General features: G+C 67.2%; 22 protein-coding genes. 9 read left to right on the top strand and 13 right to left on the bottom strand.

Annotated elements, in window-relative coordinates; genetic code table 11:
* The first annotated feature begins 9 nt into the window (after positions 1 to 9).
* Together AC1Q7F_RS18145 and AC1Q7F_RS18140 are read left to right on the top strand one after the other, a co-directional pair.
* Positions 10 to 609 carry a hypothetical protein gene (locus AC1Q7F_RS18145; RefSeq protein ID WP_492509388.1) on the top strand — a complete coding sequence of 200 codons (600 nt, stop codon included), beginning with the start codon at positions 10 to 12 and terminating at the stop codon, positions 607 to 609.
* A 5-nt stretch (positions 610 to 614) separates the two neighbouring features.
* Positions 615 to 1283, top strand: a complete 669-nt coding sequence (locus tag AC1Q7F_RS18140) for an MBL fold metallo-hydrolase (protein ID WP_492509386.1) — start codon at positions 615 to 617, stop codon at positions 1281 to 1283.
* A 302-nt stretch (positions 1284 to 1585) separates the two neighbouring features.
* On the opposite strand, the gene AC1Q7F_RS18135 is transcribed toward AC1Q7F_RS18140, so the two are convergent.
* Genes AC1Q7F_RS18135 through hisB form a run of 7 tightly spaced genes read right to left on the bottom strand, consistent with a single transcriptional unit; the run spans position 1586 to position 5738 of the window.
* Positions 1586 to 1942, bottom strand: coding sequence for a histidine triad nucleotide-binding protein (locus AC1Q7F_RS18135; RefSeq protein WP_492509384.1), 357 nt, complete (start codon positions 1940 to 1942; stop codon positions 1586 to 1588).
* A gap of 38 nt (positions 1943 to 1980) precedes the next feature.
* A complete protein-coding gene (locus AC1Q7F_RS18130; protein ID WP_492509382.1) occupies positions 1981 to 2307 on the bottom strand; it encodes a phosphoribosyl-ATP diphosphatase in 327 nt (108 codons plus the stop codon).
* An 11-nt stretch (positions 2308 to 2318) separates the two neighbouring features.
* Complete coding sequence (gene hisF, locus AC1Q7F_RS18125; protein ID WP_492509380.1) at positions 2319 to 3092, bottom strand: imidazole glycerol phosphate synthase subunit HisF; 774 nt, start codon at positions 3090 to 3092, stop codon at positions 2319 to 2321.
* A gap of 4 nt (positions 3093 to 3096) precedes the next feature.
* Positions 3097 to 3825 (bottom strand): 1-(5-phosphoribosyl)-5-[(5-phosphoribosylamino)methylideneamino]imidazole-4-carboxamide isomerase, encoded by a 729-nt coding sequence (gene hisA / locus AC1Q7F_RS18120; RefSeq protein WP_492509378.1) that lies wholly within the window; start codon positions 3823 to 3825, stop codon positions 3097 to 3099.
* The gene (locus tag AC1Q7F_RS18115) at positions 3822 to 4406 is read right to left on the bottom strand and encodes a GNAT family N-acetyltransferase (protein ID WP_492509376.1); all 585 of its coding nucleotides are present in this window, start codon (positions 4404 to 4406) and stop codon (positions 3822 to 3824) included. The genes hisA and AC1Q7F_RS18115 overlap by 4 nt, the downstream gene beginning before the upstream one ends.
* Complete coding sequence (hisH, locus tag AC1Q7F_RS18110; RefSeq protein WP_492509374.1) at positions 4403 to 5053, bottom strand: imidazole glycerol phosphate synthase subunit HisH; 651 nt, start codon at positions 5051 to 5053, stop codon at positions 4403 to 4405. The genes AC1Q7F_RS18115 and hisH overlap by 4 nt, the downstream gene beginning before the upstream one ends.
* Before the next feature lie 52 nt (positions 5054 to 5105).
* Positions 5106 to 5738 carry an imidazoleglycerol-phosphate dehydratase HisB gene (gene hisB, locus AC1Q7F_RS18105; protein ID WP_492509372.1) on the bottom strand — a complete coding sequence of 211 codons (633 nt, stop codon included), beginning with the start codon at positions 5736 to 5738 and terminating at the stop codon, positions 5106 to 5108.
* A 139-nt stretch (positions 5739 to 5877) separates the two neighbouring features.
* On the opposite strand from hisB, the gene AC1Q7F_RS18100 reads away from it, so the two are divergent.
* The gene (locus AC1Q7F_RS18100; protein WP_492509370.1) at positions 5878 to 7086 is read left to right on the top strand and encodes a hypothetical protein; all 1209 of its coding nucleotides are present in this window, start codon (positions 5878 to 5880) and stop codon (positions 7084 to 7086) included.
* Here AC1Q7F_RS18100 and nadC read toward each other — a convergent pair.
* From nadC to AC1Q7F_RS18080, 4 genes are all read right to left on the bottom strand, one after another.
* On the bottom strand, positions 7083 to 7934 hold the full coding sequence (nadC, locus tag AC1Q7F_RS18095) for a carboxylating nicotinate-nucleotide diphosphorylase (protein ID WP_492509368.1): 852 nt from the start codon (positions 7932 to 7934) through the stop codon (positions 7083 to 7085). The two genes, AC1Q7F_RS18100 and nadC, sit on opposite strands and share 4 nt — an antisense overlap.
* On the bottom strand, positions 7934 to 9544 hold the full coding sequence (locus AC1Q7F_RS18090; RefSeq protein WP_492509366.1) for an L-aspartate oxidase: 1611 nt from the start codon (positions 9542 to 9544) through the stop codon (positions 7934 to 7936). The genes nadC and AC1Q7F_RS18090 overlap by 1 nt, the downstream gene beginning before the upstream one ends.
* Before the next feature lie 31 nt (positions 9545 to 9575).
* Positions 9576 to 10589 (bottom strand): quinolinate synthase NadA, encoded by a 1014-nt coding sequence (gene nadA, locus AC1Q7F_RS18085; RefSeq protein ID WP_492509364.1) that lies wholly within the window; start codon positions 10587 to 10589, stop codon positions 9576 to 9578.
* Between the two features lie 193 nt (positions 10590 to 10782).
* Entirely contained in the window at positions 10783 to 12132 is a 1350-nt protein-coding gene (locus tag AC1Q7F_RS18080; RefSeq protein ID WP_492509362.1) for a hypothetical protein, read from the bottom strand.
* Between the two features lie 80 nt (positions 12133 to 12212).
* Here AC1Q7F_RS18080 and AC1Q7F_RS18075 point away from each other — a divergent pair, with 80 nt between their 5' ends.
* The 4 genes from AC1Q7F_RS18075 to AC1Q7F_RS18060 all read left to right on the top strand — a co-directional run bounded on the left by AC1Q7F_RS18075 (position 12213) and on the right by AC1Q7F_RS18060 (position 17356).
* On the top strand, positions 12213 to 14792 hold the full coding sequence (locus AC1Q7F_RS18075; RefSeq protein ID WP_492509360.1) for a helicase-related protein: 2580 nt from the start codon (positions 12213 to 12215) through the stop codon (positions 14790 to 14792).
* A complete protein-coding gene (gene prmC / locus AC1Q7F_RS18070; protein WP_492509358.1) occupies positions 14789 to 15652 on the top strand; it encodes a peptide chain release factor N(5)-glutamine methyltransferase in 864 nt (287 codons plus the stop codon). The genes AC1Q7F_RS18075 and prmC overlap by 4 nt, the downstream gene beginning before the upstream one ends.
* A gap of 235 nt (positions 15653 to 15887) precedes the next feature.
* Entirely contained in the window at positions 15888 to 16322 is a 435-nt protein-coding gene (locus AC1Q7F_RS18065; RefSeq protein ID WP_492509356.1) for a DUF4167 domain-containing protein, read from the top strand.
* Positions 16323 to 16471: 149 nt separating this feature from the next.
* Positions 16472 to 17356 (top strand): sterol desaturase family protein, encoded by an 885-nt coding sequence (locus AC1Q7F_RS18060; RefSeq protein ID WP_492509354.1) that lies wholly within the window; start codon positions 16472 to 16474, stop codon positions 17354 to 17356.
* Positions 17357 to 17359: 3 nt separating this feature from the next.
* Here AC1Q7F_RS18060 and AC1Q7F_RS18055 read toward each other — a convergent pair whose 3' ends face one another.
* Positions 17360 to 19168: a patatin-like phospholipase family protein gene (locus AC1Q7F_RS18055; protein ID WP_492509352.1), complete on the bottom strand. Its 1809-nt coding sequence runs from the start codon at positions 19166 to 19168 to the stop codon at positions 17360 to 17362.
* A 193-nt stretch (positions 19169 to 19361) separates the two neighbouring features.
* Between AC1Q7F_RS18055 and AC1Q7F_RS18050 the strand changes: the two genes are divergently transcribed.
* Both AC1Q7F_RS18050 and AC1Q7F_RS18045 read left to right on the top strand, forming a co-directional pair.
* A complete protein-coding gene (locus AC1Q7F_RS18050) occupies positions 19362 to 20942 on the top strand; it encodes a lysine--tRNA ligase (protein WP_492509350.1) in 1581 nt (526 codons plus the stop codon).
* A 191-nt stretch (positions 20943 to 21133) separates the two neighbouring features.
* Complete coding sequence (locus tag AC1Q7F_RS18045) at positions 21134 to 21346, top strand: hypothetical protein (RefSeq protein ID WP_492509348.1); 213 nt, start codon at positions 21134 to 21136, stop codon at positions 21344 to 21346.
* 191 nt (positions 21347 to 21537) lie between these two features.
* On the opposite strand, the gene AC1Q7F_RS18040 is transcribed toward AC1Q7F_RS18045, so the two are convergent.
* Positions 21538 to 23262 (bottom strand): stimulus-sensing domain-containing protein, encoded by a 1725-nt coding sequence (locus AC1Q7F_RS18040; RefSeq protein ID WP_492509346.1) that lies wholly within the window; start codon positions 23260 to 23262, stop codon positions 21538 to 21540.
* Between the last annotated feature and the right edge of the window lie 52 nt (positions 23263 to 23314).

Raw genomic sequence — 23314 nt, 5'->3', positions numbered from 1 at the left:
GGAGCGCATATGGGACAGGAAGCCGGCGTCACCGCCCGCTGGGGCGACAACATCAGCCAGGGCAAAGCCATGCTGGAGGGTGACCATCTGCTGTTCCGGGGGGATTTCCGGGTGAAGCTGATGCTGGCCGACCTCACGGCGGTGGAGGTTATGGCCGATACGCTCGTTCTGACGGGGCCGGCGGGAACCCTCTGCCTGGAACTGGGCGCCACCAAGGCCGCCGACTGGCTGACGCGTATCCGCAATCCCAAGACCGTGCTGGACAAGCTGGGCATAAAGCCGGGCCACCGCGTCCGGCTGGCGGGTGCCCCGCCCGATCCTGTGCTGGCCGCTGAACTGGCGCGCGGCGGCGTCGCGGATTGCGCCGGTGGAGACGCCGATTTCGTGCTGCTGGTGGCCGATGGTTTGGGCGATCTGGATGCCGTCGCCGGCATTGCCGCCGGGCTGGGACCCAGGTCCGGCCTGTGGATCGTCTATCCCAAGGGAAAGCGGGAGATCACCCAGGATCATGTGTTCGCGGCCGGTCGTGGGGCAGGACTGGTTGACAACAAGGTATGCGCGGTGTCACCCACGCATACGGCGTTGAAATTCGTGCGACGGAAGGCGTGACAGGGATGAGTGCGACACCCCCCATGAAGGCTGTGATCATCCCGGTCACGCCCTTCCAGCAGAATTGCTCCATCATCTGGTGCACGCACACCCTGCGCGCCGCCGTGATCGATCCCGGCGGCGGGGTGGAGGAGATCAGAAAGGCCATCGCCCAGCATGGGCTGAGTGTGGAGCGCATCCTGGTCACCCATGGCCATGTCGACCATGCCGCCGCCGTGGCCGACCTGAAGGATGTGCTGAAGGTCCCCGTGGAGGGGCCGGCGATCGAGGATAATTACTGGATCCTGGCGCTGAAGGAACATGGTGCGGGCTATGGCATGCCCTATGCCCGCCCCTTCACGCCCGACCGCTGGCTGGTGGAAGGTGACAATGTGACGGTGGGAGATCTGGTGCTGCAGGTCCTGCACTGCCCCGGCCACACACCGGGCCATGTCGTCTTCTTCCATGAGCCGTCGCGCTTCGCCATCGTCGGCGACGTGATTTTCGAGGGCTCCATCGGCCGCACGGATTTCCCCGGCGGCAATATGGAGGACCTGATCCGCTCCGTCCGGGAGAAACTGTTCCCGCTGGGCGACGACATCACCTTCCTGCCCGGCCATGGCGGCCTGTCCACCTTCGGCAAGGAGCGGCAGTCCAACCCCTATGTCGGCGACCGGGCGGTGGCGCGACGCTGAAAAAGTTTCCCCCGGCGCCGTGGGGACGACGCCGGGGGCAAAAGGCAGACCTGAATGAGGGCGACAAGGTCTGCCCGCGTTCCGGCGATGGTGGGGCCACAGGCCGGAACGAAACTGTCGGCGGCCACCGGTGCTCAACCACCGCTATCCGCCGGATCGGGTGCTTTGAAAACCCGTCCTGAACATCGTTTACCCCTGACTTGAACTTCGTTCAAGTGACGTCCGTCACAGGGCCGCAAATACAGTTAGCCCCGATGCCGGGGTCCGGCATCGGGGCTCCGGTAACAATGATGTCGTCAGGGTCAGGCCAGCAATTTGCCCAGCGGCTTGCCGCCCACGATATGGATGTGGAAATGCGGCACTTCCTGGTGGCTGTCGGGGCCATGGTTGGCCAGCAGGCGATATCCGCTATCCTCCACCCCCGCCTGGCGGGCGATCAGGCCGGCGGCACGCACGAAGCCGGCGATCTCCTCCACCGTGGCCTGGGCGCTGAAATCGGCGAAGCTGGTGAAAGGACCCTTGGGGATCACCAGGATATGGGTCGGCGCCTGGGGATTGATGTCGTGGAAGCCCAGCGCATACTGGTCCTCATAGACCTTCTTGCAGGGGATTTCCCCGCGCAGGATACGGGCGAAGATATTGCTGCGATCATAGATCAAGGCGCCGTTTCCTTCCTTATGGGTCCCAGGTCCATTGTTCAGATGGGCTTGCGGTTCTTCTTTTCCGCGATCCCGCTGATGCCCTGCCGTGCCGCAAGGATGGCATAGACATCGGCAGGTTGCACCCCGGCATCGGCCCAGAGCACGAGGAGATGATACAGAAGGTCGGCCGATTCCGAGGCCAGTTTTTCAGGCGTCCCCGCCATCGCCTCGATCACCGTCTCCACCGCCTCCTCCCCCAGCTTCTGGGCGATCTTGGCGCGGCCGCGATGGAACAGGCGGGCGGTGTGCGAGCTGTCGGGATCGCCGCCCTTGCGCGACAGGATGGTGGCGTAGAGATCGTCCAGGATGGCGGGATTGGACATCGGCATTCCCTTTAAAGACGGATCGGTATCCCCGCCTGGGCCATGTGCTCCTTGGCCTGGGCGATGGTGTAGGTGCCGAAATGGAAGATGCTGGCGGCCAGCACGGCCGACGCGTGGCCCTTGACCACCCCATCGACCAGATGGTCCAGAGTACCCACCCCGCCCGAGGCGATGACGGGGATGGTGACGGCATCGGCCACGGCGCGGGTCAGTTCCAGGTTGAAACCCTGCTTGGTGCCATCGCGGTCCATGGAGGTCAGCAGAATCTCACCGGCCCCGTACTCGGCCATGCGCCGGGCCCAGGCAACGGCGTCGATGCCGGTGCGGTTGCGCCCGCCATGGGTGAAGACTTCCCACCGCTGCTCACCATTGGGGCCGCGCTCCACCTCTTTGGCGTCGATGGCCACCACGATGCACTGCGCGCCGAATTTCTGCGCGGCCTCGCGCACGAATTCCGGGCGATGCACGGCCGCCGTATTGATCGACACCTTATCGGCTCCGGCCAGCAGCAGCTTGCGGATATCCTCCACCGTGCGCACGCCACCCCCCACGGTCAGCGGCATGAACACCTGCTCGGCCGTGCGCCGGACCACGTCGAAGATGGTCTCGCGGTTATCGCTGCTGGCGGTGATGTCCAGGAAGGTCAACTCATCGGCACCGGCCGCGTCATAGAGCCGGGCCTGCTCCACCGGGTCGCCGGCATCGATCAGGTCGACGAAGTTCACGCCCTTGACGACGCGGCCATCCTTGACGTCCAGGCAGGGGATGATGCGGGCCTTCAGCATCGGATCATTCCCCCCGCAGCAAGGCGAGGGCGGCGGCCGGGTCGATGCGCCCGTCATAGAGGGCGCGGCCGGAGATGACGCCATTGATGCCCGTATGCTCCACCTCTTTCAGCGCCCGCAGGTCGGCCAGGGAGGAGACACCGCCCGAGGCGATCACCGGCGTGGTCAGGTGGCTGGCCAGATCGGCCGTCGCCTCCACATTCACCCCGCCCAGGGCACCATCGCGGTCGATATCGGTATAGATGATGGCGGCAACTCCGCAATCCTCGAACTTCAAGGCCAAGTCCAGGGCCTTCAGACTGCTGGTCTCTGCCCAGCCCTCAACGGCGACATAGCCGTCACGGGCATCGATGCCGACGGCGACATGGCCGGGAAACGCCTTGCAGGCCTCCTTGACCAGGGACGGGTTCTTGACGGCGACCGTTCCCAGGATGACACGGGTCAGGCCGCGTTCCAGCCAGAAGGCGATGGTCTCCAGGTCACGAATGCCACCACCCAGTTGGGTGGGCAACTTGACACGGGCCAGGATGGATTCGACGGCCGCCCCATTGACGGGCGATCCCGCGAAGGCGCCGTTCAGGTCGACCAGATGCAGCCATTCGAAACCCTGGGCCTGGAACTGTTCGGCCTGGGCGGCGGGATCGGTATTGAAGATGGTGGCCTGATCCATCTCCCCACGCAGCAGGCGGACGGCGTTGCCATCCTTCAGGTCGATGGCGGGATAGAGGATCATGCTTGCGGCTCCGTCTCTTCTTCCGGCCGTTCCAGGACCTTGTAATAGAAATGGCCGGCGATGGTCCGGCCCTTGGCGCGCGCATAATGCGGGTGCGTGCCCCAGCGCGTGAAACCCATATGGTCATAGAGCGTGAGGGCCGCCCGCTGCGTCTCGCGCACATCCAGGTTCAAGATGCCGAAGCCCAGCCGCGTCGCCTCGTCGATCACCGCCTGGGTCAGCTTGCGTGCCATGCCATGGCCGCGCGCCCAGGGCGCCACGAAGCTGGTGGTCAGGTTGCAGGCAAATGCCTGCGCCTCGTTATTGCGGGTGGGGCGGATCAGCTGGGCGGAACCGGCGATGACCCCGTCCAGGCGGCCTGCGAACAGCACCCGCTCCGGCACGGCCATTACGCCTTTCCAGTAACGCTCCATCACCTCGCGGTCGGGCGGGGTGACCCAGCCGAAACCGCCGCCATCGATGATGGCCGCCTCCGCCGCGTCACACAGATCGTAAAGGTCGGACCGCTTCAGTTCCGACACTTTCTCGATCGTGACGATGCTGTCCGATCCGGCCAGCGGGTTCTTGTGCTGCTCGCTCATGGCCGCCACTTCAGGAAGTTGCCGATGATCGACAGGCCCGCCGCCTGGCTCTTCTCCGGATGGAACTGCATGCCCACCAGATTGTCGCGCCCCACGATGGAAGGGAACTCCCCGGCATAGTCACAGGCCGCCAGGACCAGCGCCGGATCAGCCACCTTCATGGCATAGGAATGGACGTAATAGGTGTGGGTACCCGGCGCGATGCCGGCCAGCACCGGATGGTTGGGTGCCTTCACGATCAGCTCGTTCCAGCCCATATGCGGGATCTTCAGCGCCGGGTCGGCCGGGGTCAGTGCCTCCACCGTCGCGTCCAGCCAGCCCAGGCCCGGATGCACCCCATGCTCCACCCCGGCCCTGGCCATCAGCTGCATGCCGACACAGATGCCCAGGAAGGGCGCGCCCTGGCGGATCACCCGCTCGGTCAGCGCCTCCACCATGCCGGGCACGGCGTCCAGACCGGCCTTGCAATCGGCAAAGGCACCGACGCCGGGTAGGACCACGCGGGCGGCATGTCGCACCACATCCGGGTCGTTGGTGACATTGATGCGGATATCCAGCCCGCCATCGGCCACGGCGCGCTCCAACGCCTTGGCGGCGGAACGCAGATTGCCGGAGCCGTAATCAATCAGGGCGACGCTATCGGTCATGGTGCCTGCCCATGCGACGGAGAAAGACAAGGGAACGGGACGGGGCCGCCGGTTACAGCGACCCGCCCAGGACCCCCTTGGTGGAGGGCACGGCATCTTCCTTGCGCGGGTCGATCTCGACCGACGCGCGGAACGCCCGGGCCAGCGCCTTGTAACAGCTCTCCACGATATGGTGGTTATTCTCACCATACAGGTTCTCGACATGCAGCGTGGCGCCGGCGGCCTGCGCAAAGGCCTGGAACCATTCCTTGAACAGTTCGGTGTCCATGTCACCCAGCTTGTCGCGGGTGAAATTGACCTTCCAGATCAGATAGGGGCGGTTCGACAGGTCGATAGCCACGCGGGTCAGCGTCTCATCCATGGGGATCAGGGCGTCGCCATAGCGCTGGATACCCTTGCGGTCGCCGAGCGCCTTGGCCACGGCCTCACCGATGGCGATGCCCGTATCCTCCGTCGTATGGTGGAAGTCGATATGCAGATCGCCCACCGCCTCGACCTCCAGGTCGATCAGCGAATGGCGCGACAGCTGTTCCAGCATATGGTCCAGGAACCCGACGCCGGTGGACACCTTGTAGATGCCGGTACCGTCCAGATCGACGGCGACGCGGATGCGGGTCTCCTTCGTCGTGCGTTCGACAACGGCACGGCGCGGAGAACGGGCAGAGGGGGCGGCTGCGTTCGACATGGTTTGGAGATATCAACCGGGGCCGTTCCTGTCATCCGGCCCTTTTGCAAGGCTGCGTCCGTTCCCTTGCGCGGGCCTGGACGGGAGGGCGGTTATAATTGTAATTATAGGGCGATCTGATCCATTCCGATTGTGTCGCATGCGCCGTCCCGCCGGTTCGATCCTTATCAATGCCGTGTTCTGCCTGCTGCTGGCGGCCTGTGCCGACAAGCCGCTGCCCGCCGGCCCGCGCCAGCCCGTTCCCCTGTCCATGGGCAAGGTGCTGGTCGATCTGCCGATCGGGCACAAGGCCGGTGCCTATGAATGGGGCTGGGGCTGCAACAGTCCCTATAACGAGGTCGCCTGGATCACCGAAGGCCGCATCCCCGGCATGCTGGCCCAAGCGGCGCGCGATGGAATCGGCTGGGGCGGCCTGGGCCTGACCGAAGGGGCGGGACGGGCACTGACGGGACGGTTGGTCGATGTTGACATGTCGTTGTGCCGCAAGCTGGACGCCTTCTCCGGGCGGCCGGTGGGCGAGACCGGTGACGGGCGGGTGCGTATCGACTGGGAAGTCACCGACCCGCCCAACCCGGTACGGCGCTTCACGACGGAAGGAGAGGGCGAAACCGACATCCCGTCACTCAACAGCCGCTACGACATCATCCTGCGCAACGCCATGGCCGATGCCGCCCGCCGGCTGGCTGCCCTGCCTGAATTCCGGGCGCTGGTGACGGTGCCACCAGGCGGGCCGGTGGCAGCCATGCCCCTGCTGCCACCACCCCCCCTCCCATCGGACACGCCCCTGCCCGCACCGCCGGAAGCCGAAACGGTTGCGGAGCCGTCAGCCCCAGCACCGGGCGCGGCATTGGTCCGTTGGGGTGCGTTGACAGGTGTCGTTGTGGATGCGCGCGGGCTGGTGCTGCTGCCCGACACCGGCGCCGACCTGCCCTCCCCCCTGCCCCTGATGCTGGCCGACGGGCGGGTGGTGCCGGGGATGGCGGGGGTGGCCGCCTTCGGCTTCATCCCCGTGCGCCTGCCCGAGGGCGACTGGCCCATCCTGGCCGTGCGGCGGCAGCGGCCGGGGGTCAGCCATTGGCTGCACCGGGTGGAGGGCGATGGCGGGCCCGTGGCCATGGTGGCGGCCCATACCAGCCCGTCCCGCACCCAGGGGACGGATGTGCCGGCGCTGCTGCTGGACCTGGACCCGGATCTGTGGCGCGATCCGCCCTGGCTGCTGCTGGATGATGATGGCAGGCTGGCGGCCCTGCGCGGCCCCCGCACCCTGCCGGGCGACCCCGCCCCCTATTACGCGCCGGCCGGGGTGGTGGCCCATTTCCGGCAAGCGGCGGGCATGGCAGCGCCTTAACCCACCACGAAATCCAGGCCGATATCGAAATTCTTCACCGAATGGGTCAGCCATCCCAGGCTGATCAGGGTCACGCCCGTCTCCGCGATGGCGCGGATGGTCTCCGGCGTCACTCCGCCCGATGCTTCCGTCACCATGCGTCCATCCACCATCTGCACCGCCCGGCGCAGGGTGGGTGGGTCCATATTGTCCAGCAGGACGGCATCGACCTTCAGCTCGATCAGTTCGGCCAGCTGGTCCAGCGTATCGACCTCGACCTCGATCTTCACCAGATGTCCGGCCCGCGCCCGGGCCCGCTCCACGGCGGTGCGCAGGCCGCCAGCGGCGACCAGATGATTATCCTTGATCAGGACGGCATCATTCAGCGCGAAACGGTGGTTGCCGCCGCCACCCACCCGCACGGCGTATTTCTCCAGCGCCCGCAGGCCGGGCGTGGTCTTGCGGGTGCAGACCACCTGGGCGCCGGTACCCTCGATCCGGTCCACCAGGCGGCGGGTCTCGCTGGCGATGCCGCACAGCCTTCCCAGCAGGTTCAGCGCCGTGCGCTCCCCCGACAGGATCGGCCGCGCAGCACCTTCCACCGTGGCCAGTGCCGTGCCCTTGGTGATGCGGTCGCCATCCTGCACATGGCGGGTGATCGTCAAACCGGGGTCCAGCAGGGCGAAGGCATGCAGGGCCGCGTCCAGCCCGGCGCACACACCCTCGTGCCGCGCATTGAACAGCGCCTTGGCGGTGGCGTCGGCCGGCACACAGGCATCGGTGGTCAGGTCGCCCGCCAAACCCAGATCCTCGGCCAATGCCGTGCGGATCAGGGCGTCATACTGGATCGGGTACAGGGGGAGGGTCATCACATCACCGGCAGGGGGGAACGGGGCGGGGCCACGCGGATGCGCGGCAGCGGTCCCGACAGGGTCAGGCGCTGGCGCTGGCGCCATTCCGGCCGGCTGTCGGGCCAGTCGGAACGCTGATGCGCACCCCGGCTTTCCTGCCGGTTCAACGCCGACCGCGCGATCAGCAGGGAGGTGAGAAGGCGGTTGCGCACCTCGCCGGACAGGCGGATGGCGATGGCGTCATGGATGCCCGCCTGCGGCTCCAGCCCGGCCTGCAGCGCCTCCAACTCGGCAATGGCGCAGGACAGGCCGATACCGTCGCGCAGCAGGCCCACGCTTTCCGCCATGATGTCCGCCGCCTGCACCGCGACCAGGGCCGCCTGGGCCGTGGGCGTGAAGGTGACGGGAATGGCGGGCAGGCCCACGGGGCCAAGCCGGACCGGGTTGGACGCCAGGATGGCATCGGCCGCGCGCTCGGCGAACACCAGCGCCTCCAGCAGGCTGTTGCTGGCCAGCCGGTTGGCGCCATGCACGCCGGTGCAGGCCACCTCCCCCGCCGCATAAAGACCCTGGATGCTGGTGCGGCCATCGGCATCGGTGACCACACCGCCCATGTGATAATGCGCTGCCGGCGCCACCGGGATGGGCATGCGGGCCGGGTCCAGCTTGGCGGTGGCACAGATGCCGGCCACGGTGGGGAACATCGCGGCCCCGCCCTGGGCCCACAGCGCGCGCAGGTCCAGATAGACCGGCAGGCCGGCGGCGATGCGGGTGCCGATGGCCTTGGCCACCACATCGCGCGGCGCCAGTTCGGCCAGGGGATGGGCCTTCAGCATGAAGCGCCCGCCATGTTCGTCCAGCAGATGCGCACCCGCCCCGCGCAACGCTTCGGTCAGCAGCGGCACCTGTCCCGTGCGCGGGCCGGCCAGGGCCGTGGGGTGGAACTGCACGAATTCCAGATCAGCCAGATCAGCCCCGGCGCGGGCAGCCAGCGCGATCCCGTCGCCCGTCGCCTCCGCCGGGTTGGTGGTGTGCCGATAAAGCTGCCCCACCCCGCCGCAGGCCAGCAGCACGGCACCCGCGCGATGGAAAACCCAGCCTTCCTTGGTATGATGAGCTAGGACACCGGCCACGCCATGGCGGCCCATGACCAGGTCCCAGGCGAAGGCAGCGGTTTCCACCTTGATATGCGCCGCCGCACGCACCCGCGCCGACAGGTCGGCCATCAGGGTGCGGCCGGTGGCATCACCACCGGCATGCAGAACGCGGGCGGCCCCGTGTGCCGCCTCGCGGCCCAGGCAAAGACGGCCATTGGCCTCCCGGTCGAACGGCAGGCCGCGGTTGATCCAGCTTGTCAGACGCTTGGCACCTTCCTGCGTCAGCAGCGCCGCCATTTCCGGATCGGTCAGGCCGGCCCCGGCCGCCACCGTGTCGGCGGCATGTTCGGCCGGATCGTCGGCCGGGTCGATGGCCGCAGCGATGCCGCCCTGGGCCCAGTTGGACGACCCGCCGGGCAGGTCATCCGTCTTGGTCAGCAGCGTGACGCGCAGCGGCGCCAGCGACAGGGCCGCCACCAGCCCGGCCATGCCGGACCCGATCACGATGACGTCGCTATGGCGGAGCTGCATTTTTTGTTCCCTCAGGCGCCGGGCGGGCGCATCACTTCTTGCCAACGGCCAGCATGCGTTCCACCGCCAGCTTGGCCCGCGCCCCGATCTCCGGATCGACATGCACCTGCGGTTGCATGGCTTGCAGGCTTTGCAGGATGTTGGACAGGGTGATGCGGCGCATGTGCGGGCACAGGTTGCAGGGGCGCACGAACTCCACCGCCGGGTTGGTTGCGGCCAGATTGTCGGCCATGGAGCATTCGGTGATCAGCAGCACGCGCTTGGGCTGCTGGCCCTCGACATAATCCTGCATCTTGGCGGTGGAGCCGACGAAATCCGCCTCCGCCAGCACGTCCGGCGGGCATTCTGGATGGGCGATGATGGTGATGTCGCCCTTGAACTGGGTGCGATAGGCCCGCAGCTGCTCCCCGCTGAAGCGCTCATGCACCTCGCAATGGCCCTTCCAGGCGATGACCTTCTTGGTGGTCTGGGTCGCCACCCACTTGGCCAGATATTCATCGGGGATGCACAGCACCTCGTCGCCCGGCAGCGAATTGATCACCTCCACCGCGTTGCCCGAGGTGATGCAGACATCGCTTTCCGCCTTCACGGCGGCCGAGGTGTTGACATATGTCGCAATCGGCACGCCCGGATAGCGTTCGCGCAGCAGGCGTACATCGGCCGCCGTGATGCTGTCGGCCAGCGAGCAGCCGGCATCCATGGCCGGCATCAGCACGGTCTTTTCCGGCGACAGGATTTTCGCCGTCTCCGCCATGAAATGCACGCCGGCCAGGACGATGACATCGGCATCGGTCTCCGCCGCCTTGCGTGCCAGCAGCAGGCTGTCCCCCACGATGTCGGCCACCGTGTGGAAAATCTCCGGTGCCTGGTAATTATGCGCCAGGATGACGGCGTTGCGTTCCTTCTTCAGCCGGTTGATCGCATGCACCAGCGGCGCATGGAACGGCCACTCCACCTCCGGGATCACGCCCTTCACCTTGTCATAGATGGACTTGGTGGCTTCGGCCACGGCAGGGCTGTAGGTGAGGTCGAGGGGGGCGGACATCACGGGAACACTCCGGCGGCCCGCTGACGCGGGGCATGGGCACGACTTATGCTCGATTTGAGCATTACTCTCCCTTATGCTCGCGCAGAGTATAAGGGGTGTCAAGCCCCCGCCGCCGGACGGTCACGCGCCTGTCACAGTCCGGATAGGATGGATTCGCATGTGTGCAGCGCAATATCGTTGCGCCGTGCGCTTAGTTGAACGCCATCATCCCCTTGAAAAGGCTGGTGGCGTCGCTGCCGTTCAGGATGACGCGGCCATCATTGTCCAGGGTCAGGCGGTACTGGTGGGTCGTGCCCTTCTCCCCCGCATCCTGGCGTCCCAGCCCCTGCAGGGCATAGAGCCCGATGGCCAGCCCCGCCCCGCGCGCGCCCATCGTCTGGTTCACGGCGTTGATGATCCGGTCCACGCCGCGCAGGGCCAGATCGGCCTGCCCCGTCACGCCGTTGCTGCTGGCCGTGGAGAAGCGGAAATCGCCCTTGCCCAGCACGGTCGACTGCGCGTTCCACAGGCTCAACCGGCCGATCTTCACCACACTGCCCGATGCGGCCAGCAGCGGCGTCCAGCCGCCGGGCGGTTTGGCCCCCGTCAGCAATTCACGCGGCAGCGACGTGCCGGTCAGGGCGACCTCCGCCCACGTGGGCAGGAACCCCGGATCGATGCCGGGGCCGGTATGGTCCAACCCGTCATGCACCCAGTCCAGCACCAACCCGGCCTTGGCCGCGTTCAGGCCGGTCAGCGACAGCTTGCCCTTGCCACTGTCCAGCAGGGTGCGGGTGCCATTGTCCCGCACCTGCCGCAGGCCGGCGATATCGGCGGAAATATCAACGCTGCGCGCCAGCCGGTCCAGATTGGCGCGGTCGTCATCGGCCAACAGCGCGCCCATGCGCTTCATGTCCAGGCTGTCGGCGGATGCGTCCAGGCGCAGCCGCTTCACCGCCAGCCGGTCCACCCCCACCGGGTCCTTCAATGACAGCCCATCCAGCGACAGCGACACCTGCCCGCTCCAACTGCCACCTGTCGCCGCCCTGGGCGTCAGGACGAAGCGCAGGGCCGCCAGGCTGCCCGTGCCGGCCCCCATAGCGGGGGTGAATTTCGCGTCGGCCAGATCGATATCGGCGGCGATCAGGCTGCGCCCGTCGGCACTGACCGACAAGGCCAGGTTCTGCCTTCCCAGCGCGATGTCGCCAAGACGGAATCCGTTGGCACCATACAGCCCCAGCGGCTGCGGCAGTTTCAGTTTCAGGCGCCAGGACCCGTCCGGCTGCGGCGTGCCGTCGCCCTCCACCAGCGGTGCTTCCACCATCCAGCCGTCACGGGCGGCCAGGCGCAGCTTGGGGATGCGCAGGCGGTACTGGCCCCCGGCCTCCGTCACCGTCACGTCGGGCACGCGTTCCACCCGCAGCCGGTCGCCGCTGACGGCTGATTCCCCCAGCCGTCGGGCCAGCATGTCGCGCAAGCCGGCCGCCTGCTCCGGGCTGGCGGCGGCAGGGCCGGCCAGGGCCAGCAACACAAGGGGGAGGAGGAGAAGCGCTTTCTTCATGCCTGATCATCTGCCGCGCACAGATGGCTTTTCCGTGGCCGGGCTTGCAATATCACAGGCGTCCGCCCCAGGATAAACCCATGAGCGCACAAATTTCCCCTGGCGGCGGCCGGGTGCTGGCCGTCCTGGGCCCCACCAATACCGGCAAGACCTATCTGGCCATGGAACGCATGGCCGCGCACAATACCGGCATGATCGGCTTCCCCCTGCGCCTGCTGGCGCGGGAGAATTATGACAAGCTGGTCCGGATGAAGGGCGCCAACGCCGTGGCCCTGGTGACGGGGGAGGAGAAGATCATTCCCCCCGCCCCACGCTATTGGGTCTGTACCGTGGAAAGCATGCCGCTGGACCGGCAGGTTTCATTCCTGTGCGTGGATGAGATCCAGCTATGCGCCGATGATGAGCGCGGGCACATCTTCACCGACCGGCTGCTGCATGCGCGGGGTGCGGAGGAGACGATGTTCCTGGGCTCCGACATGATCCGGCCGTTGATGCTGAAACTGATCCCCAAGGTGGAGGTGATCACCCGCCCCCGCTTTTCCAAACTGTCCTATGGCGGGCACAAGAAGCTGACCAAACTGCCACCGCGCAGTGCCATCACGGCTTTCTCAGTGACGGAGGTCTATCAGCTGGCCGAAATGGTGCGCCGGTCGCGCGGCGGCACGGCGGTGGTGATGGGTGCCTTGAGCCCCCGCACCCGCAACGCCCAGGTGGCCATGTATCAGGCCGGCGACGTCGATTATCTGGTGGCCACAGATGCCATCGGCATGGGTCTGAACATGGATGTCGACCATGTCTGGTTCGCGCGGATGACCAAGTTCGACGGCCAGCGCCCCCGCCGCCTGACCGCCCCGGAAGTGGCCCAGATCGGTGGCCGCGCCGGCCGGCATCAGTCTGACGGCACCTTCGGCACCACCTGGGACTGTTCCCCGCTGGATGAGGATATCGTGCGGGCGGTGGAGAATCACGAGTTCCCGCCGCTTCAGCAACTGGTCTGGCGCAACAGCGACCTGGACACCCGCTCGGTGGAAGCCCTGCTGCGCACGCTGGAGGCCCGGCCACCGTCCCCCCTGCTGATCCGGTCGCGCCCGGCCGACGATGTGGAGGCGCTGAAGGCGCTGGCCGCCGATGGGGAGGTGATGGGCCTGACCCGCCGCCCGCGCGGGGTGAAGCTGCTGTGGGAGGTCTGCCAGGTCCCCGATTTCCGCAAGACCATGACCGATGCCCATACCCGCCTGCTGGGCCAGCTCTATCGCCAGTTGATGGCACCGGGCGGGCGGCTGACCACCGATTTCGTGGCCGGGCAGGTGCAGCGCATGGACAATCTGACGGGCGATATCGACACGCTGGTGTCGCGCATCGCCCATATCCGCACCTGGACCTATATCAGCCACCGCGCCGACTGGGTCACCGATCCCAAGCACTGGCAGGGGGTGACGCGCGGGATCGAGGATCGGCTGTCCGACGCCCTGCATGAACGGCTGACCCAGCGCTTTGTCGACAAGCGTTCGGCCGGGCTGGTGAAATCCCTACGCGACGGGCGCGATCTGGCCGGCCATGTCACGGCCGACGGCACGGTGTTTGTTGAAGGGCACGAGGTCGGGGCCCTGAAGGGCCTGGGCTTCGACATGCAGGCCGATGTCGGCGAGGATGACCACCCGACCCTGATGACCGCCGCCCGCCGCGCCCTGCGCGAGGAGATCGCGCGCCGCGTGGCGTTGGCGGAAATGGCGGGCGACGATGCCTTCGCCCTGGGTCCGGACGGGATCATCCGCTGGGACAAGGTGGAGCTGGGCCGGCTGCTGCCCGGCGACCGGCTGCTGTCGCCCAACGTCCGGCTGCTGCGCGATGAGCTGCTGGAAGGGGCCCAGCGCGACCGGGTCCGCACGCGGCTGCTGGCCTTCCTGCAGACGCAGGTGCGGGCCGATCTGGCGCCGCTGGCCCGGCTGGCGGCGGCCGACCTGTCGGGTCCGGCGCGCGGCATCGGGTTCCAGCTGGCAGAAGCCGCCGGCATATTGCCGCGTGCGGATGTGGCAGGGCTGGTGGCCAGCCTGGACAAGCCGGCGCACGCGGCGCTGGAACGGCTGGGCGTGCGCTTCGGCACAGCACAGATCTACCTGCCCGCCCTGATCAAGCCCAGGGCCGCCGCCATGCTGGGCCTGCTCTGGTCCGTGCGCCACGGGCTGTCGCTGCCGCCGCCGCTGCCGCCGCCGGGCCGCATCTCCGTGGTGCGGGACCCGGCGGGCGATGGCTTGCTGCGCGCCGCTGGTTTCCTGCCACTGGGACCGCGCGCCGTGCGGGTGGACATGGCCGACCGGCTGATGCAGGCCATATCCACCCGCACGCCGGATGGGCGCCTGACCGACCTGTCGGGCCTGGCGCCGCTGGCCGCCAGTTCAAATGCGGAGCTGCCAGAGATATTGCTGGCGCTGGGCTGGCGGCTGCGTAAAAAGCCGCCGGTGGAAGAGGGGCAGCCGCCCGTCCCCGACATCTGGGTGCGCCGCCGCCCGGACCCGCCCAAGGAAGCGGCCGCACCGCCACGGCCCGCCATGGTGGATGCCGACAACCCCTTCGCCGCCTTGGCCGGGCTGGCGGAGAAGATGGCGGCCACCGCTGCCGTCCCGTCCCGGCGGGTGGCCCGCCGCCGGAGGAAACGATGAGCGAGATGGTTCCCCTACCCCCCTTGCTGCGCGCCGCCGAGCAACACCTGACCTCGCTGGGCGTGGAAGAGGCGCGGCTGGACCTGCTGTACCTGGCCGAACGCGCCTTCGCCATTCCGGTCAACCGGCTGCGCCGGCCCGATGGCTTGAGTGTACCCGCCGCCACCGTGCCCGGCTTTCAGGCCCTGGTCGACCGCCGTGCTGCGCGTGAACCGGTGCAGCGCATCCTGGGCGACTGGGAATTCTGGGGCCTGACCCTGGCGCTGGGGCCGGAAACCCTGATCCCGCGGCCGGATACGGAGACGCTGGTGGACGCGGTGCTGCGCGCCCGGCCCGACCGGTCCCCCCCCTGGCGTATCCTGGATCTGGGGACCGGCACCGGCGCCATCCTGCTGGCATTGCTGTCGGAATATCCACAGGCTTTCGGTGTCGGCGTGGACCTGTCGCCGGATGCGGCCCGCGTGGCGGCCGGCAATGCGGCGGCACTGGGCCTGGGCAACCGCGCGGCCTTTCTGGCTGGGTCCTGGGTCGATGCGCTGACGGGCGGGTTCGACATCATCGTCTCCAATCCGCCCTATATCCCCGATGCCGACATCGCGACCCTGGCGCCGGAGGTGGCCCGGTTCGAGCCGTGGCGGGCGCTGGCCGGCGGGGCGGACGGGCTGGACCCGTACCGGCACCTGGCATGCGCGCTGCCGCCGCTGCTGTCGCCCGGCGGCATTGTCGGGTTCGAACATGGGGCGGACCAGGGGCCGGATGTCGCCGGCCTGCTGCGCGCCGCCGGTTTCGGCGATGTTTTTACCCGCCAGGACCTGGGCGGACGTGACCGGGTGGCCATGGCGCGGGATTTCCACAGGTGATCGTTACGCAGCTGTAAAAAACCCTTGGAATGCAAGGCGAGTATCGCTAGGGTCCCCAGCGGACGGCAGCGGCGCGTGGGGCGCCTGCCGTGGCAAAGCCCTCGGACCGGGGCTTATGCGTCCCAGGGCGTGGCGAGGTTTCGCCGCCCAGACGGTCAAGGCCGACTAAAAACGGATAAGACGGGGCGACAGGATGTCCGGGGGCTCGGAAAACCAGGGGCCGAGCATATAGCGAATGAGACAGGGACCCAATAACCAGCAGCAGCGGCGCGGCCGTGGCCGTGGCGGCAATGGCGGCGGCGGTAACAATGGCGGTGGTGGCGGTGGCAATAACGGCGGTGGCAATCGCCGCCAGAACATGCCGTTGCGTCATCAGAACTTCGACAGCAGCGGCCCGGATGTGCGCATCCGCGGCAATGCCTTCCAGGTCTATGAAAAATACCAGGCGCTGGCGCGTGATGCCCACACGTCGGGCGACCGGGTGGCTGCCGAGAATTATCTGCAGCATGCGGAGCATTATTACCGCATCATCTGCCAGATCAACGAGCAGGAAGGCCGCGCCCGCCAGCCCGTTGCCCGTCATGACGGCGACGGTTTCGACGGCGACGATGGCGGCGACGACCAGGGCAACGAGATGGCGGACGCCGAAAGCGACCAGCCGGCGGCGTAAACGCCGCCCTCATTCGCCGGGCGCCGCCATCCAGCGGCTCGGGATTACGCCGCTACCAAGCGGCGGGCCGGCAGTCACCGGCCTCCAACGGCAAGAGTGTCTCATGCCGTTGGGATGACCCTGGCTTTGCTGTCCTGCCTTGATCTGTCATGCTGCCCCGTCTTTCATTGGAACGGGGTGGCCGTGGCATGGCGCGGCTGGACTGGGACAAGGCGGTCGATGATTGGCTGACCTCGCTGGGCGGCCTGCTGACTGCGCCTGAATCCGTGTTCTGGTGGCCCGGCCTGGCGGTCGGGCTGGCCGGTACCGTCTGGTTCGGGCGGCAGCGTGGCCTGTGGGGCCGTGGCGCCGACTACTGGCGCGAACTGCCCGTCGATGCCGGCTGCTTTCTGGTCAATTCCACCCTGCCCTTCCTGCTGGCGCCCTGGCTGGTCGGCCTGCTGCTGATCGGCAACCGGCTGGGCGCAATGCTGGCCGGGATGGCTGTGGGTACGCCCACAGGTGGGGTGCCGGGCTGGCCCCTGCTGCTGACCGCCGCCTTTTTCGCCTTCGTGGCCGGCGATTTCGCGCTTTACTGGACGCACCGGCTTTTCCACGCCGTGCCCTTTCTGTGGCGCTCGCACCGGCTGCACCATGCCCCGCCCGTGCTGACGCCGCTGACCGCCTTCCGCTTCTGGCCCTGGGAACAGGCCGTCCACATCTCCGCCAACATGCTGGCCCAGGGATTGGGCCTGGGGCTGGCGGCGGGTTTGGCGGGGGCCCAAGTGCCGGCGCTGACCATGCTGGGCGTCAATATCTTCACTTTGGCCTGGGGGCTGGGTTTCGCGCATCTGCGCCACAGCCCCGTACCCCTGCCCTTTCCCGGCTGGCTCTCACGCTGGCTGATCTCCCCACAGATGCACCAGTTGCACCATTCCCTGGCCCCGGCGCATCGCGACCGCAATTTCGGTACCGCGCTGGCCATCTGGGACCGGATGTTCGGCACCTATGCGATGCCGGGGAAGGGGGAACGGTTCAGGTTCGGGGTGAGGTAGAGATCACGACAGGCCCCATTCATCCGCTTCACTGGTCAGCTTCTCGCGCACCTCATCCTCCAGCGCGCCATAGCCCCAGAGGGACAGGGCGGTGTTGATGCCCGTGCGGACCAGGAAGTTCAGATCCTTGATCAGCGGGGCAACCAGCGCCTTGGCGCGGGCGCGGACCTGCTTGGCCACCTTGCCGGCATCGACCGCGCCCACGGGCCAGGGCAGTTCCTGCTGCTCGGCGATCTTGAAGCGCACATCCAGGGACATCCCGCCCGTATCGCGCAACAGGGGGATGATGGGCAGGAAAGGCTGGCCACTCCCGTCACGGACGATGTTGCCGTCATTGTCGCGGGCATAGTAGGCCTGGGCAAAGGGCTTGTCCCGCCAGCCGGCGAACAGGGGATTGTCGGCTGGCAGCGCCATGTGGGCCAGCAGCAGTTTTTGGGCATTGCGCCGGCCCAGCATGAAATCGTGCAGCCGCTGCCGGCGGGACAGGAAGCCGCCGAACCCGCCCAGGAAGCCGCAGGCCAGGCTGTACTTGCCCTTCACCGGGTCCTTGCGCTTGGGCACGACGATGAAGCGGCTGAACACATCCTCCAGATGGGCCAGGATCAGGTCCTTTGGCCGGAAGCGCGCCTGATCGACCAGTACGCCCATGGCATTGCCGACGGTCTTCAGCAGCGGCAACTCCGCCAGCGTCGCCGGACCATAGGCCGGCACTTCGGGAAAGGGGTCGATCATCAGCACGCTGCGCGTCGCCTCTTTGCCCTTGCGCGGGTTGGTGCCGCAGCCGCCGGCCAGGATGTCATGCGCCACGCCGAACGGGTCATTGTCGATGGTGCCGCCATCGATGCCGACATAGGCGCCGTTCGCCAGCGGCCATCCGTTACCGCGAGGCGACACGCTCATCAGGTCCCCGTCATGGGTGAAATAGACGCGATAGTCATAGTTCGCCGGCTTGGCCGACATCTGACGGGGCGGCAGGCCGATCGGGAAGGCGCCGCTGGCGACGGCGGCATCGGTCAGTTTCGACCAGACCGACCCGGGCGCGGGCGCACCGGTCAGCGGCGTCTCGTCCGGGAAGGGGAGGGGCTGGCTGTCGGGCCGGCCACCCGGCACGGCGAGGGTGAAACGGGCCTGGTCGCCATGCTGCATCATGCCCTGGCCGGCACTGCTGCCCGCGAAGGGCACGAAATAGGGCACGCCGCGGCAATTGGTCTGGGTCAGGATGACACGCAGCGGGTCGGCCAGCCAGGGTCGGTTGATGGTGGGCAGCGCGGCCGCGTCCGTCAGCGCGCGCCGGGCGATGTCGGGCAGGGCCGTGCCGTCCAGCAGCGACACGGGCGCCGCGCCATCCTTCAGGTCCTTGCGGGCCAGCAGCTTGTCGATATCGATGCGGTTGACCCAGGCGTCGAAGATCGGATTGCCGGTCGGCGCCTCACCGCCATCGGGGCTGGGATCGCTGGACAGGTGCGTGAAGGCGCGGTCACGCAGCACGGCCAGCAGGGCCGCATTCATCGCCCCGGCCGAGGCACCCGTGACGACGCGGACCAGCACCGAATGGTCGGGCAGCCGGTCACGCAGGGCAGGGTCGTCCTTGGCCGCCTGCCACTTGTCCAGTGCCTCCACCAGCATGTCCATGGCACCCGCGATATAGGCCCCGGCCGAGATGGCGCCGGCGCTGGTCAGGCCCAACTCATAGGGTTCGCCCGGAAGGCTGGGCGGCTGCCGGTCCGGCGGCGATAGTTCCGACACGGGAAACATGCCGCCCGGCATTTGCGACGCGCGCTTCAGCATCCTGGAGATGGTATGGTCCGGCATCTTCCTCTCCCGCCCAACTGGTCAAGTACCGGCACAATGGAGGGTTTTCATTCGTTTTAATATTAAAAGTTATATGACTATGGATCATTTCCCAAACCTGCCGCATGCCCGTCCCAACGGGGCTGTGCGTTGACCGTTCCCGGCCTTCGCCCTAGTTTTGCGGCCTTGTATTTCTCTATCTGGTGATGATGCGATGAGCAGCGAACAGGATTTGGCATTTGCGGCGAAGGCTTGGCCGTTCGAGGAGGCGCGCAAGCTGGTCGCGCGCCTTGGCGGCAAAGCCCCGCCCAAAGGCTATGTCCTGTTCGAGACGGGTTACGGCCCGTCCGGCCTGCCGCATATCGGCACGTTCGGCGAAGTGGCGCGCACCACCATGGTGCGCCGGGCCTTCGAACGGCTGATGCCGGGCGTGCCGACGCGCCTGTTCGCCTTTTCCGACGATATGGACGGGTTGCGCAAGGTGCCGGACAATGTGCCCAACCGCGACCTGCTGACCGCCAACCTGCACAAGCCCCTGACCCAGGTGCCCGACCCGTTCGGCAAGTTCGAAAGCTTCGGCCATCACAACAACGCCATGCTGCGCGACTTCCTGGACCGGTTCGGCTTCCAGTATGAGTTTCAGTCGGCAACCGACTGGTACAAGTCGGGCCGGTTCGACGCGGCCCTGCTGGCCGTGCTGCGCCACTATGATGCGATCATGGCGGTGATGCTGCCGACCCTGGGGGCCGAACGTCAGGCCACATACAGCCCCTTCCTGCCCATCAGCCCGACCACGGGCCGGGTCCTGCAGGTGCCGCTCCTGGAGCGCAATACCGACGCCGGCACCATCGTCTATGAGGATGAGGACGGGACGAAGGTTGAGACGCCCGTCACCGGCGGTGCGGTGAAGCTGCAATGGAAGCCTGACTGGGCCATGCGCTGGTTCGCGCTGGGTGTCGATTACGAAATGGCCGGCAAGGATCTGATCCCGTCGGTGGAACTGGCGGCCAAGATCGTGAAGATCCTGGGCGGCACCCCGCCCGACGGCTTCAATTACGAGCTGTTTCTGGACGAGAAGGGCCAGAAGATCTCCAAGTCGAAGGGCAACGGCCTGACGATGGAGGAATGGCTGCGCTATGCCCCCCCGGAAAGCCTGGCGCTGTATATGTTCAACAAGCCACGCGCCGCCAAGAAGCTGTATTTCGACGTCATCCCCCGCGCCGTGGACGAATATCTGACATTTGTCGAGAAGTTCGACGCGCTGGAGCCGGCGCAGAAGCTGGAGACGGCCGTCCACCATATCCATGATGGCGCGGTGCCCAATGCGGTGAAGGGCACGGCGGGCCTCAGCTTCGGCCTGCTGCTGAACCTGGCCGGTGCGGCGAATGCCGAAAGCGCCGACGTCATGTGGGGCTTCATCCGCCGCTACGCGGCCGGTGCGTCGCCAGAGACGGCTCCCTTCCTGGACAAGCTGGTCGGCTATGCCGTCACCTATTACCAGGATTTCGTGAAGCCCACGAAACAGTACCGCGCCCCGTCGGAGCAGGAGCGGGCGGCGATCACGGAGTTGCGGGAGGTGCTGTCCAGCCTGGCCACCGACACGCCGGCCGACCAGTTGCAGAATCAGGTGTTCGAGGTCGGCAAGAAGTACGGCTTCACCGAGCTGCGCACCTGGTTTCAGGCGCTCTACGAGGTGCTGCTGGGCCAGACCACGGGCCCCCGCATGGGCAGCTTCATCGCGCTCTACGGCGTGAAGGAGACGGTGGACATGATCGACGCGGCCCTGTCGCGTTGAGCATTGTTCACTTTTGAATGGGTGATCGGGCGGGCTGGAAACGGCTCGCCCGATTTTCTTTCCAGGCCCGCCGCCAAAAGGCCCCAATCCCGTCCCAACTCCGCCCTGCCCGACTGTTGTTCTCTTCTTGTCGCCGGCCGGCTTCCCGCCCCGAAACCGGCATGACGACAAGCCTGTTGGAGGACGACGCCATGACCAGCCGCACCCTGGACCGCACCCTTTCCCGTATCGACCGCCAGAAGCTGTCGGCCATGGGTCTGGTGTTCACCACGGCCCTGCTGCTGGTCATGGCCGGCGTCGCCGCCGGCTCCGCCAAGCCCGGCCGTCAGGCCATGGCCAGCGCCGATACCGGGATGGTGAAGGCGGAAATGCTGGAACGCACCCTGGCCGCCAACGGCCGGTGACACTCGTTTGACGGGGCTTCTGAGAAGTCTGGGCTGTAGGAGATTCAACAATCTCCACCGTCACCCCGGCGAAGGCCGGGGCCCAGTTCGTAGAACAAAGGGCTTGGCATATGGGCCCCGGCCTTCGCCGGGGTGACGGTAGGGAGAGGTGGTAATGAAGGTGCCCAAGGTTTCCCTTGGCGCCTCCCCCCTCAGCGCGGTAGCACCACCGTGAACCGCGCCCCGGCCACCGCACCGTCGGCACCCTTGATATTCTCCGCGAAGATCCGGCCCTGATGGGCGTCGATGATCTGTTTGGAGATGGACAGGCCCAGGCCGGAATGCTTCCCGAACGCCTCAGTCTTGGGCCGTTCGCTGTAGAACCGGTCGAAGATGGCATCCAGCTTGCCCTCCGGGATGCCCGGCCCCTGATCCTCGCAGGTGATCTCCACCCGGTCGGGCAGTGACCTGGCCTTGAACCGCACCAGCCCGCCCGGCGGGGAGAAGGACAGGGCGTTCGACAGCAGGTTCTGGAACACCTGGGTCAGGCGGCCTTCCAGCCCCGGCACCACCAGCCCGTTGCGGGTGTTGGGCAGTTCCACCTCCACCCGCACCGGGGCCGGCGCCGCCACCACCTCGCCACCGGCCTCCACCGCCACCTCGCGCAGGGTTTCGGCATTGCCCAGGGTGGCGTCGTGAATATTGGCCAGCATGGTCAGGGTCTGGCCCAGATCGGCCGGCTCCGCCCGCGCACGCGACAATTCGGCGTCCAGGCGGCTGGCGTTGGAAATGTCGCTGATCAGCCGGTCCAGCCGTTGCACATCATGATAGATAATGGCCAGCAGGCGCTGGCGCTGATCGTCATTCTTCACCCGCTGCACCGTCTCCACGGCGCTGCGCATGCTGGTCAGCGGGTTCTTGATCTCATGCGCCACATCGGCGGCGAAACGCTCGATGGCGTCCATGCGGCTCCAGATGGCGTCCGTCATCTCACGCAGGGAGATGGACAGGTCCCCCACCTCGTCCCGGCGGCGGGAGAAGTCGGGGATACTCACCTGTCGTCCATGGCCATGGCGCACCTCGTCGGCGGCATTGGCCAGCCGGCGGATGGGCCGGGCGATGGTGCCGGCCAGATAGAAGGACAGCAGCACCGTTACGCCCAGGGTGATGGCGAACAGGCGCAGGATGTCCATGCGGAATTCCCGCACGGCCAAATCCACCGCCGCCCCGCCGCGCGAGATATAGACGGCCCCCAGCACCTTCTTGTAACGCTGTACGGGCACGGCCACGGTCAGCACCATGTCCGACCGACCGTCGGGCCGGCCGATGCGCCAGACATTGCTGCCCAGTTCGCCCGACAGCGCCTTCATCACGTCTGGGTAATTCTCCGCCGTCGGGTCCTTCTCGCTGGGATAGGCTGGCAGATGCTCGCGCTCCGGCACGGCATTGACTAGATAATCATAGATGGCGATGCCGATCTCGGTCAGGCGGTTGCCATCGCGCAGCGGCGGCAGTTCCTCGATCTGCACGGTGCCCTTCGGTCCCCCCAGCACGCGGCTGTCGGCAATCAGATCGCCATTGGGGGCGAACAGGCGGGTGCGGGTGTCGGTGGTCTCCACCAGGCGGCGCACCATCTGGCGCGCCAGTTCATAGGAAAGCTGGTTGGACGGCTCGTTGAACTCGTCGGTGGCGGGCTGCATGGCGCCTTCACCCAGGGCGCCGGCAAAAATCCGCGCCTCTGTGGTCAGGGCCGAGACTTCCTTGTCGATCAGCCATTGCTGATAGGTGGACAAATACAGCAGGCCGCCCAGCAGGATGGCCAGCGCCAGCATGTTGACTGCCAGGATGCGCAGCGTCAGCGGCGAGAAATGCCGCACCCGCCGCCAGGTGGGAGGCGCTGCCTCCTCGCCGGCCGGATCGCCATAAGGGCGTTTCACCGTTCGCTTACTCCCGGCGTCAGGGGTTGTCCGGGGATCAACACCCCAGCGC

Source organism: Niveispirillum sp. GW835-FHT14G11 (assembly GCF_058793615.1).
This window is presented reverse-complemented; position numbering and strand designations above follow the sequence as displayed.